This is a genomic window from Arthrobacter sp. B055-34, assembly GCF_059090425.1.
This window is the reverse complement of record NZ_JBNHFQ010000002.1, coordinates 546,188-560,185: the sequence shown is the minus strand read 5'-3', so window position 1 is coordinate 560,185 and position 13,998 is coordinate 546,188. Positions and strand designations below refer to the sequence as shown.

Genomic DNA, 13,998 nt, shown 5'->3' with positions numbered 1-13,998 from the left:
ATGACTAATTTGACTAAAGACCGCCTTAAGAACGTGTCAGAACGAAAGATGAAAATCCGGGCGCTTCTCGGTGTGTCGGTGGGAAACTTCGTCGAATGGTATGACTTCGCGATATATGCCTACTCTGCACCCCTGATTTCAAGGTTATTTTTTCCTGACCTTGAGCCAGCTGCTGCCTTGCTTAGCACGCTAGCCATTTTTGGGGTCACCTTTCTTTCAAGACCATTAGGCGGTGTCTTTTTTGGCCGGTACGGCGACCGGCACGGTCGTCGCCAGGCACTGTCTGTCATCCTGCTCGTAATGGGCGTTTGCACGTTCCTCATCGGCATTATGCCAACTTATGCTTCAATCGGGGTCTTGGCTCCAATTCTGCTAGCAGTCTTACGCTTAGGCCAAGGTTTCTCGGGTGGCGGGGAGTCGTCCGGTGGTGCAACTTTCCTTAGTGAATACGCACCTGCTCACCAGAGGGGACGCTGGACTGGAATCTCAAATGCAACCCAAACACTCCCCTTTGTTTTTGCCGCATTATTGGTCCTGTTTTTGCAGAACACACTTTCCGAAGCTGACCTGCTTTCATGGGGATGGAGGATTCCATTTCTAATGGCAGGCCCCATGGCCATCGTCGGACTTTACATTCGCCTACGGCTTGAGGACACTCCTGTTTTCCGTGAGCTCGAATCATCAGGAACTATCGAGCGCACCCCAGTCAGGGTGATTATTACTCGTTATAAGCGTGAGCTTCTCATCCTTATCGGCGTAGCCGCCTTGAACGCTGTGGCTTTCTACACAATGTCGAGTTACTTCAGCACATACCTGACCTCGGTCGTCGAGCTGCCGGCTTCTACGGCTCTAATTTCCAACAGCATTGCTTTGCTTACCTACACGTGCCTTATTCCCTTCGCCGGCGCAATTGGCGACAAAATCGGCCGAAAGAAAGTAATCCTGACTGGCGCTCTGTTGTTGGCTGTCGTAGCGATACCAGGCTATGCGGTTGCGGGAATGGGTAGTCTTGGAACTGCCATACTTGGCCAATTTATGATTACTATTCCTCTTGTCATGGTGGCTTCCGTAGTCGCTGTGGCTCAGGCTGAACTCTTTCCCGGACCTGTACGCTATACAGGTGCAGCTCTCGGATACAATATTGCCTACGCTATTTTCGGGGGAACAGCGCCATTTATTGGGCAGTATCTAGCCCAGACAACGGGAAATGCCATATCACCTGCCTGGTATCTCGTTGGCATTGCGGTGATAGCACTGATTCCCATACTTAATCTCCCCGAAACGTCGAAAGCATCGATGTCTCGTTCTGATAACTCGTCCATCCGCAAAATCCTCGCTAAGGAGTCATCGTGACGGAAACTAAAAAAGTGGAAGCAGATGAGAACATCCCTGATGTCGCTGAGTCCTCAGATGTGCTCTTAGACGTAGTCGAAGGTATAGCCGTCGTCACGCTGAACCGTCCCCGCTCGCTCAACGCTTGGGACATGGGAATGCAAGATGACTTCCGAAGCCGCCTCGTCGCCCTGGACCAAGATCCCGATGTCCTGGGCATCGTCATAACAGGAGCTGGCGACCGAGCATTTTGTGCAGGGCAGGATCTGGCCGAAACGTCAAAGTTCGGACCGGAGAACGTTGATGAATGGCTAGATAACTTCAAGGGCCTCTACCGGACGATCCTTCAGATCAATAAGCCGGTTGTTGCAGCGATCAATGGCGTCGCTGCCGGTTCCGGCTATCAGCTGACGCTTTTGTGTGACATCCGGGTAGCCCATCCAGCAGTAACAATGGGACAAACTGAGGTCAGTTCAGGCATCCCGAGCATCACTGGGATGTACCTGACGATGAATGCCGTCGGCAGCTCTCGCACTCTCGAAATGATGCTTTCCGGGCGTCTCCTCGACGCCGCCGAGCTTAAAGACATCGGGATAATTCACCATATCGTTCCCCGTGAGCAGGTGTTGAGTGAAGCAATTTCCATTGCTCGCCAGGTCGGTGCCCAGCCTTCTGTTGCTGTGTCTCTGACTAAAGAACGCTACCGGCAAATGCTTACACCCGGGCTTTGGGAGGCTTTTGAAGCTGCAAGAGAAATAGATAAACGCGCCTGGGCGTCTGGCCAGCCTCAACAGGTAATGCGAGATTTTTTCAAGAAGTAGATCCGGTAGAAAGCCTAGGGAAAGCGAATTCGATGGTCATTGAAGGGTTAATGGACGGGACGCCTAGCTACAGTTACGGTAGCGATCTAGAACCTTATCGCCAGGTGCTCGAAGGGCCTGTCCTACCGGAATTGCTCCGCGAAGCCGCCGAGTCGCGAGGGGACCAGACATACGCCACCATGAACGGCGAAGTGCTGACCCTAACCGACTTCTCTAGCCGGGTCCGGTCTCTAGCATCTGGACTGGTGAAGATGGGTGTTCAACCCGGGGACCGTGTCGCCGTAATGCTGCCCCAACACCCTGATCATGCGATCGTTATCTTCGCGTTAATTTCCATTCGGGCCACATGGGTCGGAGTAAACACCCGGCTGAGAGGCCCCGCCTTATCTCACATAATTGCCAACAGCGATTCGTCAGTCCTGATTTTTGATGATTGTTACCGGGAACTGCTTGATGCGGCCATAGGCCAAACGCGGCCGCATCAAGCAGTTGTAAGGTCGGCAAAGACTCTGCAACCACACGAGCTTGATTTCCGTGCCATATTCGATGATGACGAGTACATAGGCCCCATAGATCTCGATGCTGATGATGTCGTCGGCCTGATCTACACGTCGGGCACCACAGGTCCAGCTAAGGGCGTTCAGGTCACTGACCGTATGCTGCGGGCAGCGGCTCTGGGATGCGTCGTGGCGACAAACGCTGAAGACGACGACGTTCTTTTCCTTTGGGAACCGCTGTGTCATGTCGGAGGTGCGCAAGTACTGGTCATGCCGTTACTGAAGCGAGTTTCACTAGCATTTGCTGAACGGCTGAGTATCTCTAGATTTTGGGCGCAAGTCCGAGAGTCCGACGCCACTCAAGTCCACCAGCTCGGTGGAGTGTTGCAAATGCTTCTAAGCCAACCACCTTCTGATGGCGAAAGACAGCACAAGTTACGCGTGGCATGGGGCGGTGGCGTAACCGCCGAGGTATGGGGGGCAGCAGAGAAGCGATTCGGCATCTCCGTAAGCGAGGCTTACGGAATGACGGAAGCATCCAGCTTCCTATCGATTAACAATGTGTCGCCCGCATACGGAGTAGGGCAGCCGCTTCCTTATTTCGAGGTTAAAATCTGCGCTCCTAATGGCGAATCAGTTCTGTGCGGAGAATCAGGTGAAATTTTCATCCGAGACAGGCTCCCGGGTTTAATCACGCCAGGATACTTTCGTGACGACCAGGAGACCAGAAAACACAGACAAGGAGAGTGGTGGCGAACAGGAGATTTAGGACGGTTGGATTATGGGGGAAACCTTCATTTTCTCGGTCGTGCCAGCGACAGCGTCAGGCACCGAGGTGAGAACGTTTCTGCCTGGGAGGTTGAGTCGATTGTTAATGAGCATCCCAGTGTCGCCGAAAGCGCGATGATCGGAGTGCCGTCCGAATCCGGCGATCAAGACATTAAGGTCTTTGTCACGGCGGCGGAAGGACATCAAATCAATCCGGAAGAAATCATTAGATGGTGCCAGATACGGTCAGCAGCATTTCAAGTACCCAGGTACGTGCAGGTGGTCGAGTTCTTTGCAAAGACTCCCAGTCAACGCATTATTAAGGCGGACCTGCCGACAGGCTCCACTGGCGGCTTTGACCGAATGTCAATTTCAGACCCCTGAGCCGGGTCAAGCGAACCATCTGCTAACCGTTCCCCACTTGAATGTACACGTCAGGCCAAGCACAAGCGCCCGCTCAAGGATGCCAAATGGGACAGTGTTGACTCCGGAGGCAGCCAGAACGCGACGCACTGGGTTCAATAAGCTGCGCGCGACCGCAAAACCCTGCCGGAAGGAGCCGAGACAGTGATAAGCCACGTGGAGGTCAAGCCCATGAGCGGCGACCATCCGGATGTGAACGGCAACACTGCTTTGCCCGCCGTGCGGATGGATATCGACGCCGTCGTGCGCGAATTGGCCGAAGGGCTGGAGGGCGAGGTCGATGCCAGTCCGGTGCGGCTAGCCCAGTACACCACGGATGCCTCGAACTACCGCGTACCGCCCCGGGTCGTGGCCATGCCGCGCACGGAGGCTGACGTGGTCGCCGCGGTGCGGATCGCCGCGCGGCACGGGCTGCCGCTCACGGTGCGTGGAGGAGGCACGTCCTGCGCCGGCAACGCCGTCGGGCCCGGCCTGGTGCTGGACGTCAGCAGGCACCTGAACCGGATCATCTCGATCGACCCCGAGGCGCGCACCGCCGTCGTTCAGCCCGGCGTCGTCCTGTCTGACCTGCAGGCAGCCGCGGCCGCACACGGGCTGCGCTTCGGGCCGGACCCGTCCACCGCTACCCGTTGCACGCTCGGCGGCATGATCGGCAACAACGCGTGCGGACCCCACGGGCTGGCCTACGGCAGGACGGCGGACAACGTGCGCCGGCTGCGCTGGCTCACCGGGACCGGTCAGATGCTGGAACTCGGCGCCGGGGCCGAGGCAGTCGACGCCGTCCCGGGGCTGGATGAATTCGTGCTGGCAAACCTGGAGACCATCCGTACTGAATTCGGCCGGTTCGGGCGGCAAATCTCCGGGTACAGCCTGGAGCACCTGCTGCCGGAGAACGGGCGCAACCTCGCCGCCGCCCTCGCCGGGACCGAGGGCACCTGCGGCATCATCCTCGAGGCCGAGCTGGATCTGGTCCCGCGTTCTGCCGCCCCAGCCCTCGCCGTGCTCGGCTACCCGGACATGGCCACCGCCGCCGACGCCGTGCCCGCCCTGCTGCCCCACAATCCGCTGGCACTCGAGGGTCTGGACTCCGCACTCGTCGAAGCGGTGCGCCGCTCCCCGGCCGGCGGATCCATGCCCGCGCTGCCCGCCGGAGAAGGATGGCTCATGGTTGAGATCGCCGGCGCCACCGACGCCGAGGCCGTCGCCGCCGCCCAAGCAATGGTGGCGGACGCGGGCGCACTCGACGCCGTCGTGCTGCCCTCCGGTCCGGAGGCCACCCGGCTGTGGCAGATCCGCGCCGACGGCGCCGGGCTGGCCGGGCGCACCGCCACCGGCGCCCAGGCGTGGCCGGGCTGGGAGGACTCCGCCGTCCCGCCCGAGCACCTCGGCGACTACCTGCGCGACCTCACCGCCCTCATGGACGAACGCGGACTCTCCGGCCTGGCCTACGGGCACTTCGGCGACGGGTGCGTGCACCTGCGCATCGACTTCCCGTTGGGGCACGACGGGGCCGCGATGCGCAGTTTCCTCGAGGCCGCCGCGGAACTCGTCGCCCGCTACGGCGGCTCCCTCTCCGGCGAGCACGGCGACGGGCGGGCCCGCGGCGAACTGCTGCCCACCATGTACTCGCCGCAGGCCATCGCCGCGTTCGCCGGTTTCAAGGCGCTCTTCGACCCGCACAACCTGCTCAACCCCGGCGTCGTCGTGGACCCGGAACCAATGGACAGCTCGCTGCGCCGGCCGCAGGCGGTCCAGCTGTTGGCCAGCGACGGCTTCGCATTCGCGCACGACGCCGGCAACATCACCGATTCCGTGCACCGCTGCGTAGGCGTAGGCAAGTGCCGGGCAGACCTCCACGAGCAGGGCGGCTTCATGTGCCCCTCCTTCCAAGCCACCCGGGACGAGGAACATTCCACCCGCGGCCGGGCACGCGTGCTGCAGGAGATGCTCAACGGCGGCATCGTCACCCTCGGCTGGTCCTCACCGGAAGTCCACGACGCACTGGACCTGTGCCTGAGTTGCAAGGCCTGCGCTAACGACTGCCCCACCGGCATCGACATGGCCATGTTTAAGTCCGAAGCCCTGCATCAGACCTACAAGGGCAAGCTCCGGCCGTTGGCGCACTACACCTTCGGGCGCCTGCCGCAGTGGCTGCGGCTGGTCGGACCACTCGGGCCGCTGGTCAACACGGTTACCAAGGTCGCACCGCTACGCCGGCTGATGATGCGGCTCGCCGGCGCCGACCCGCGCCGGGGCCTTCCCGTGTTCCCGGCCAAACCGTTCCGGTCACTGGGCGCGGCACCGGTCGCGGCTCCGGCTGCGGCTGCGGCAAGAGCCGACGGTGTCGCGGGGCAGCCACGGACCGCGGCAGGGGAGTCCTCTCTCGATGCCGCGGAACGTCGGACAGGACACCCTGTGCTGCTGTGGGTGGACTCCTTCTCCGACGTGATGGGCCCCGAGGTGGCCCTCGCGGCGGTCAAAGTGCTTCGCGCGGCGGGCTGCGACGTCCAACTCGCCGGACCGGGCGCGTGTTGCGGGCTCACTCTGATCACCACGGGCCAACTCACCGCCGCGAAAGCAAAGCTGACCAAAACACTGGACGTCCTTCACCCGCAAGTAGCTGCGGGCCGGACCGTCGTTGGGCTGGAACCCTCCTGCACGGCCGTGCTGCGCTCGGACCTGCTCGAGCTGCTGCCGGATGACCCGCGATCCTCAGAGGTGTCCCGGGCGACAAAGACCGTGGCGGAGTTCCTGAACTCCATCGACTGGACACCCCCGGTCGCCGCGGAGAAGCTGCTGGTCCAGCCGCACTGCCACCAGCACTCGGTCATGGGCTACGAGCAGGACCTGGCCCTGCTCGGCGACATGGGTTGCGACGTCGAAGTCTCCAGCGGCTGCTGCGGCCTCGCCGGGAACTTCGGTATGGAGAAGGGTCACTACGAGATCTCGACGAAGATCGCCGAGGACGGCATCCTGCGCAAGGCCACCGCCAACCCGGACCGGACGATCATGGCCGACGGCTTCAGCTGCCGCACCCAGGTCGCCGACCTCGCCGGCCTCGACTCCCGCCACCTGGTCCAAGTCATCGCCGATGCCCTGGAAATGGGCACGGATGGATGAACAGCGAAGTGAACTGCCGAATTCGCAATGGCTAATCCGCGGCCCCGGAGCTATCGTTCCGAGAACGCGTCTCTAACCTTGCCTCAAGAAGGCGCATCCCGGCCGGGCTCGAGCAGGGTGTCCACGACGCGTTCCCTTTGAGGTCGCGTTGGGAGACGTCCCGGTGCCTTGGACTCCGGTGCCCGGAACACCTCGCCGGCAACCTCATCCGACGGACCCGCCCCGGGCCAGCCCGGTCCGAAAGGAACACGACGTGTCCACCCGCCTCATTATCGATCCACCCGCCGGAGACCAGGACCACGGCACGGGCCGCGCCCGGTGCAAGACCCCGGCATCGAATGCCAACTCGGCCCGCCCGAACCCGACTGCCCCTACTGCTGGGGACCCGAAACCGACTAGGACCGTACACCAAGACATCGACCATGGGAGCGCGCATGGAAACAGAACTTTCCCCCACGGACACCGGAAGGCAGGCGCTGCGCGACCTGTCCCGGGGCCCCCAGCCGCCGGGCAACTCCAGTTCCCTCAATGACGTTTCTTCCACGATCGTCGTGATCTCCGAGGCGGCCGTGAAGAAGTTCGGCCTGACCCCGCGCGCCCATGATCGTGGAAGACGCCTTCGCCTGTCACCATCACACTGGCCGATGGGACTGTGCTCAACCACAGGGTTGAACAGCCGTACGGCGAACCTTCCACCCCCTTGGTTTAATCGGGCCTTGGAAAACAAAGTCCGTGAGAGTCAGTCGGCCATGTGAATGGGCCATGTGTATCGGCGGGCGCCAGACGGGAGATACACGGTTGGAACCCCTTCTGACTAGGCATTTTCTTTCGCCGATAACGGACGATATGTAATTCGAGCATCAATCGGGGGTCAATCGATCCCTCAAGGCAGGGTGGGGTTTACAGCCGCGGGCCTATCTTGGGCCAGCCACTACATTGCCTAACTGCTATCAGCCATATGTGCCACAGGCTGTGGCACATATTGCTCGCCACCTGAGAGCTCGGCGTCTAACCGTCAGCGGGAGCTGAGGTTCCACGGGCAGTAGCAATTGCGTCAATCAACTGTGCAGATAGTCTCTGCACAGTTGATGAGCTAGTTAGTCCTCGTCGTTTCCACCTCAACCAGTTGCCTCGTTGAGGTGCTCGCGCAGCCTGGGATGGCGAAGCTGATCTTGCCATGGCCTGCAGGCTCTGCGGCGGGGGAGTGGCCGAAGGAGGAGGCTTCCTCCGCGCACTCTCGGACCTGATCGGGGACTACAGCTACATCAACGTCTCAATGTCCTCCGGCAGGTCCGGGTCCAGCCGCTCACGCCTGGAAGGCAAGGAACGCATCTTCGATGTTTCCAATCTCGCCGAACTCGACCGCGGCCGCGCCGTAGTCCTGGCCTCCGGTGCACCGGCGACGCTGGTGCGCACACTGCCCTGGTACACCAGCCCGCACAAGGAAGCCATTCAAGCGTCCATCAAGAAGTACAGCCCGCAGCCAGAAAAAGAATCAGTCCCGGTCCCGGCCGCGCCGGCCGCGAATCCCTGGGTCATGAAGTAAGGAAGCGCTCACTCATGGAAGATGGTTTCGGATTGTTCGATACCGGCACTCCCGCACCCGGCCCAGGCAGGGGTGGGGACGAAAAGACCAGGGAGGCACCGGAGCTCGTCTACGGCTCGGCCGAAGAATTCCTGCACGAGCAGCTGCTGCCCACCTACGTCCGGAGCGTCACCGGGAAAACGGCAGGGTGGTGCATCGAGTGGTACTTCCACCCCGAAGCAGTCTCATGCGTCGCGGCCATTTGGCGTTTGAAGGATCTCTGTGCCGGTCAGTGGGGCTGCCTTCAGGCCTCCAGCCCAGGCCCTTCTTTCCGCATATAGCCAGGGGAGCTACGGGAGTCGGGCCCCGGCTGCAACGGCCTCAATCTCGACACGCGCATTCTTGGGCAAGCCAGCTACCTCGAGCGTGGCTCGAGCTGGAAGAAAATCTCCCCGGAAATGTTCCGCATAGACGGCATTCACTTCTTCGAAATCCGTTAAGTCGGACAAGAAGACCGTAGTCTTCACGACTTGGCTAAGTTGCAACCCCTCGGATTCGAGGATGGCGGAAATGTTTGCGATGGCTCGCTTCGTTTGTTCGGCTGCACCTCCTTCCACAAACGTGCCTGTCGTGGGATCGATAGGTAGCTGCCCGGAGATGAACATCAGGCCTCCTGCGCATACGGCCTGAGAGTACGGGCCTATGGCTGCTGGAGCATTCGCCGTTGTTACCGGCCGGACGTGTGTGGGCGAGGGGTTCATGGCGATCCAATCAGGGGAGAGGGGCTAGACAGCGAGCGAACTACGCTCGTTGGACATCACTTTCAGGGCATATTCAATCCGAGAGTAAACTTCGATGGCCCTTAGTTCGTCCATGAAGCATGCATGGACGATTCGAAGATGCCCTGCTCCTTGGGAGCCGTATGGATCACCTTCGTTCACCATGACGCGGGCGTTTTCGAGAAGGTATTTGGAGACCTCCGAAGCCGATCCCAGTTCTTGGACATCTAGCCAGGACAAGATGCCGCTCTCCGGCATCTGCATCTTGACGCCGGGAATGGACGAAAAGTGTTCGAACGCAAGTTGCCGCCGACGGTCAAGAATCTTGAAGTAGCGAGGCAGGATCGTCTCGTCCTTGAGTGCTGCAATGGCCCCAATCTGTGCGAGCGTGTTCGTCGCGCCCAACATGTTCACCGCTCCACCGTAGAGGGCATCCATGATTCGGTCGTGCGCGACTAAGTAGCCAACCCGTAAGCCGCTCAGTCCCAGCCCCTTGGACACCGAAAATGTCGTCACGGTGCGCTCCCACATACCGGGTAGGGTTGCAGGGCTGACCATTTCAACGCCATCGAACACGTGATCCTCGAATGCCTGGTCGCAAATGAGGATCAAGTCGTTCTCGACGACAAACCGGGCAAGGGCTTCCAGCGTCTCTCGGCGGAAGACTGTGCTCGTCGGGTTGTTCGGGTGGGAAATGACAATCATCTTAGTCTTGGGTGTCAGGGCTGCCTGAAGTTCAGCTACGTCGAGCTGATAGCCGTCCTTAGCGTGGAGCGGAACGCCGACCGGAATCGCTCCCAGCATGCGGCAGTTCACGAAATTGGACGGATAGCTTGGATCCGGGACCAGCACTTCGTCCCCGTGTTCCAGGAACGGCATCATGGCATAGAGCAGGCCGGAATCGGAACCAGGCGTCACAAGGATATTTCGGGAAGGATCGGCGATGATGCCGTTCCGCTCAGCGAGCTTCCCAGCAATCGTCTGACGCAGATCAATGCTTCCGATCGGCATCGTGTAATGGGAAGGCAATCCTGAGGAGAGCGCTTCGGCCATGGCCGCCATCACGCTTTCGGGAATGGAAGGGTCCGGGAAGAACGGATCTGCCCAAGCCATAACATCAACCCCTGCAGCGATCAGGGTTCCAACGCCATCACCGACATCGGCTTTGGTGACAGTTGAAAAGAGCCCCCCTTGCAAGGGCAAAAATCGGGGGGTCATCAGGTTCTTCATGAAGGGCTTACCTCACTTCTGGGACAGCAACAAAGTGTTGGAGGTCGACGTCGAGGAAAACGATTCCTGCAACTATAACCAGTTTGTATGCTGACAGTACAACTTTTTTAGTTAGACTAGATTTAGTGAGCCTGCGCACTCTCGAAGTGAACCAGAGTAGGGAGTACTCGTTACCGCCGTAATGTACGTGAGCCGCATACCGGCTCAGGCGAGCTCCACTAATTCATCCACCGACAGCGAGAAGGAACGAAATGGAATCTCCTCTGAATCAAGACGAAATAACCGTCGGCCGCTTGCCTAAGGGCATTACGTTGGCTAGCGAAGCAATGGGTAACAAGGTCTGGAACGTCCTTGGTCACACCTACTATTCGAAGGTGGAAAGCGCGAGCAGCTTTGCGTGGCTCTCTTTTGACCCCCCCACGACGGGTGTTCCACCCCACGTGCACCCGACGCAGGACGAACACATATATGTACTCGAAGGAAAATACACCCTCTACCTCGACGGTGAATGGACAACGGCAGGCCCAGGGGACACCGTTCGAATGCCCATGAACCTGCCCCACGCTTACTTCAACCGTTCTGAGGAATCCGGTAAGGCGCTTTTCTGGGTCAGTCCTGCAGGGCGCTTAGCCCAGCTCTTTGATCAGCTGCACGATCTCAGTGATCCTGAGGAAGTTGTCCGTCGATCCGCTCTTCACGACGTCAATTTCCTGCCGCCGGGATCTGTTTCGGGCGCCTAGCATGACACCGGAAGCAGGCGGGGCGGTCGGACCTCATGCCGCCGCCCCGTCGATTGAAGCCGAATCCACCTCTTACGCTCCTGACGGAGCGCAGGTTCTGGTTCTACACTACGGAACTTCCGACCAACAGACAGTGGAGGTTGTGTCCCCCATAGTTCCAAGTGGGGCCAAGGGAATGGCCGTCCTAATCCACGGCGGCTATTGGCGGGCGAAGTTCGACCGGACATTAATGGCGGCACTTGCCGCGGATCTTGTTCTCCGGGGGTGGGCGGTCAGCAATGTCGAGTATCGCCGTTGCGGCAACGGTGGCGGATGGCCTGCAACAGCCAACGACGTCAGAGCGGCGCTTGGAATCATTCGCAGCTACACGAACGAACACTTCAAGCAGGGGCCAATCATCGGCCTAGGGCATTCAGTCGGTGGTCAGTTGGCCCTGTTGGGGGCCGAATTCATGGATGCAGTCGTGGCGCTCGCTCCGGTCTCGGATATCGCTCGAACGGAGCGCGAAGGGCTTGGGGAAAGTGCGGCTCTTGAGTTTATGGGTGGATCCTCGTGTCAGGCACCAGGCGAATACGCGCAGGCGTCGCCCATCCGACAGCTCCCGTTGGGGCGGCCCATCCTGCTAGTTCACGGCGATGTTGATGTCCGAGTGCCTGTACAACATTCCTTGGATTTTTATGCGGCAGCTATTGAGCATGGGGATGATGTAACGCTGCGCATTACTGCCGGGCTGTCGCATCTTGATGCGATAAATCCGCGCGCAAGCCATTGGCTCGACGTATTGCAGTGGATGGAAGGCATCTCATTCCTCAATCGCGACTGCCTTGAGGCGCGTGAAAGGAAGAGCCTCGATAACCAAGAATCGTCCTCCAAATGATGCGGAGCGGGAGGACCCAGCAACAGCGCAGCCTCGTAGGATCGGGGCGGTGAACCGCTGCGAGGCATTGGCCCCGTTCAGGTATTACGGTCGTCGATCCGTGCCATGACCGGACTAGAGCCGCACCAAGGCGCCGTCAAGTGATCCGGCATTAGGGCTCCAACTGAGGCAGGCCAAACTGCCCCCTACTGAAATGTTTAATGTAAGTAGACAAAATTATAGAATCACTAGACATGTTTGGGGTAAGAATAGGACCATGATTGCAGACTGGGCGCTCTTCAATGGGTATATAGATACTTTCGACCGCGCCGGCACATCCGGAGAGGCGATGGCTATCGCCGATGGGAAAGTTCTGGCTATTGGCTCGGGCACGGAAATTGAAGCCCTGTGTGCGCCACAAACCTACCGGACTGATTTGGCAGGCCGCGCGGTGCTGCCCGGGTTCATCGACACACACATGCATCTGGAGAAGGTCTCCCACGAGTTAAAAATGTTGAAACTCGAAAACGCCCGCTCGGTAGCTGAGGTCCTAGAGGCTGTCCGTAAGCGGGCTGAGCAGTCCAGAGATTTGGGCCAGCAGGGGGTGTGGATCCGGTGTTTCGCGGACAACGCTGCTTGGAACGAGAGGAATCTGTCCGAAGGGCGGCTACCTACCCGGGAGGAACTGGATGGCGTGGCAGCAGATATTCCGGTCTACCTGTACAGGCGGCCCGATCGGTCGGTGATTAACAGCGCCGGCATTGCGCTCATGGCTTCCAAGCTAGAGGAAATGACCGAAGGATATGACCCCGAAACCGGTTACCTTTCCGGCGCCTCGGTTCGTGTCCTGAACGATGCAATCTACACCCTCAGTATGACCGACGTCGCCTATCGGCAAGACATACTCGCCGAGGCATGCCAACGACTGCTGGCCATGGGTATCACCACCATCGTCGAACCTGGACTTGCCGGCGCCTTCGATTCATCATGGGCGCTGTACCAGGAGTCTGCGAAACGGGGGCAGCTGCCCCAGCGGATCCTGTTGATGAACCGCTTCGATTGGCGCAAGCCATACGAAGCAGAGAAATCCCGCGTCCTGAACAGCTCCGCACTGCCCGGGGACGGAGACGATGGGCTTAGGGCTTGGGCTCTTAAGTTCCTGCTCGACGGGGAGTTCGCCAACGCCTGGATGCGTGATGGTGAGACCACCGGGGTCAAAACCATACCGCACTACACCCGTGAGGAACTCCGCGACTTGCTGCTTCTGGCCGCTGAACGCAATTGGCCGGTCTGCGTTCATGCGATGGGCGGGGGTGCCATCGAAGCCATCACCGCAACAGTCCAGGATCTGCGTAGCGAAGGGGTACACCTAGCGCAGGGCCAAGTGAACATTGCCCATGCCTTCCTCATAGATGTCCCCGACATGCAGGCGTGTTCCAAGCTGGGCATTAAACTATCGCTGAATCCCGCCCTGGCATATGTGTACAGCGGCGAGATGCGGGCAGCCTGGGGGCCGCTGGCGGCACGGGCCGTCCCACTGGCAACGCTGGCAAGCTTTGGCATCTCGTTTGCAGCAGGCTCCGACACGCACCCGTGCGCCCCGCTGGCCGGAGCCGCCATAGCGGTCCAACGTAAGGCTTGGGATGGCAGTAGCCTCGGGAACCACGAGGCTATCAGTCCCCGCCAAGCCCTGACCATGTTCACCCGAGATGCCGGGGACTACATTAACAACCCTGATCTGGGCAGCCTTTCCGTGGGGTCAGCCGCTGACTTCGTCCTCTGGCCGCAGAACCCCCTTGACACAGACCCTGCAACCTGGCCGGATTTGTCCCCGGACCTCGTGGCCTTAGCAGGAGAGATCGCTTGGACAGCCCCTGAATTCGTTAACGCCACAACCTAAGAGAGCG

General features: G+C 59.9%; 12 protein-coding genes. 10 read left to right on the top strand and 2 right to left on the bottom strand.

Features of this window, described 5'->3' with window-relative positions; genetic code table 11:
• From AC5RWO_RS05775 to AC5RWO_RS05745, 7 genes are all read left to right on the top strand, one after another.
• On the top strand, positions 1–1,353 hold the full coding sequence (locus AC5RWO_RS05775; protein WP_498730041.1) for an MFS transporter: 1,353 nt from the start codon (positions 1–3) through the stop codon (positions 1,351–1,353).
• On the top strand, positions 1,350–2,153 hold the full coding sequence (locus AC5RWO_RS05770) for an enoyl-CoA hydratase/isomerase family protein (RefSeq protein WP_498730039.1): 804 nt from the start codon (positions 1,350–1,352) through the stop codon (positions 2,151–2,153). Before AC5RWO_RS05775 ends, AC5RWO_RS05770 begins: the two co-directional genes overlap by 4 nt.
• Before the next feature lie 32 nt (positions 2,154–2,185).
• Positions 2,186–3,802, top strand: a complete 1,617-nt coding sequence (locus AC5RWO_RS05765) for an AMP-binding protein (protein WP_498730038.1) — start codon at positions 2,186–2,188, stop codon at positions 3,800–3,802.
• A 183-nt stretch (positions 3,803–3,985) separates the two neighbouring features.
• Positions 3,986–6,961 (top strand): FAD-binding and (Fe-S)-binding domain-containing protein, encoded by a 2,976-nt coding sequence (locus tag AC5RWO_RS05760; protein WP_498730037.1) that lies wholly within the window; start codon positions 3,986–3,988, stop codon positions 6,959–6,961.
• A gap of 434 nt (positions 6,962–7,395) precedes the next feature.
• Positions 7,396–7,716, top strand: coding sequence for a hypothetical protein (locus AC5RWO_RS05755; RefSeq protein WP_498730036.1), 321 nt, complete (start codon positions 7,396–7,398; stop codon positions 7,714–7,716).
• A 449-nt stretch (positions 7,717–8,165) separates the two neighbouring features.
• Positions 8,166–8,507: a hypothetical protein gene (locus AC5RWO_RS05750; RefSeq protein WP_498730034.1), complete on the top strand. Its 342-nt coding sequence runs from the start codon at positions 8,166–8,168 to the stop codon at positions 8,505–8,507.
• Positions 8,508–8,521: 14 nt separating this feature from the next.
• Positions 8,522–8,827: a DUF4913 domain-containing protein gene (locus tag AC5RWO_RS05745; RefSeq protein ID WP_498730032.1), complete on the top strand. Its 306-nt coding sequence runs from the start codon at positions 8,522–8,524 to the stop codon at positions 8,825–8,827.
• A gap of 9 nt (positions 8,828–8,836) precedes the next feature.
• On the opposite strand, the gene AC5RWO_RS05740 is transcribed toward AC5RWO_RS05745, so the two are convergent.
• Together AC5RWO_RS05740 and AC5RWO_RS05735 are read right to left on the bottom strand one after the other, a co-directional pair.
• Positions 8,837–9,247, bottom strand: coding sequence for a RidA family protein (locus AC5RWO_RS05740; RefSeq protein ID WP_498730031.1), 411 nt, complete (start codon positions 9,245–9,247; stop codon positions 8,837–8,839).
• A 24-nt stretch (positions 9,248–9,271) separates the two neighbouring features.
• Positions 9,272–10,495, bottom strand: a complete 1,224-nt coding sequence (locus AC5RWO_RS05735; protein WP_498730030.1) for a pyridoxal phosphate-dependent aminotransferase — start codon at positions 10,493–10,495, stop codon at positions 9,272–9,274.
• Between the two features lie 251 nt (positions 10,496–10,746).
• Between AC5RWO_RS05735 and AC5RWO_RS05730 the strand changes: the two genes are divergently transcribed.
• The 3 genes from AC5RWO_RS05730 to AC5RWO_RS05720 all read left to right on the top strand — a co-directional run bounded on the left by AC5RWO_RS05730 (position 10,747) and on the right by AC5RWO_RS05720 (position 13,991).
• Positions 10,747–11,235, top strand: coding sequence for a cupin domain-containing protein (locus AC5RWO_RS05730; protein WP_498730029.1), 489 nt, complete (start codon positions 10,747–10,749; stop codon positions 11,233–11,235).
• 175 nt (positions 11,236–11,410) lie between these two features.
• Positions 11,411–12,112: an alpha/beta hydrolase family protein gene (locus AC5RWO_RS05725; RefSeq protein ID WP_498730028.1), complete on the top strand. Its 702-nt coding sequence runs from the start codon at positions 11,411–11,413 to the stop codon at positions 12,110–12,112.
• A 256-nt stretch (positions 12,113–12,368) separates the two neighbouring features.
• Positions 12,369–13,991: an amidohydrolase gene (locus AC5RWO_RS05720; protein ID WP_498730026.1), complete on the top strand. Its 1,623-nt coding sequence runs from the start codon at positions 12,369–12,371 to the stop codon at positions 13,989–13,991.
• Positions 13,992–13,998 lie beyond the last annotated feature (7 nt).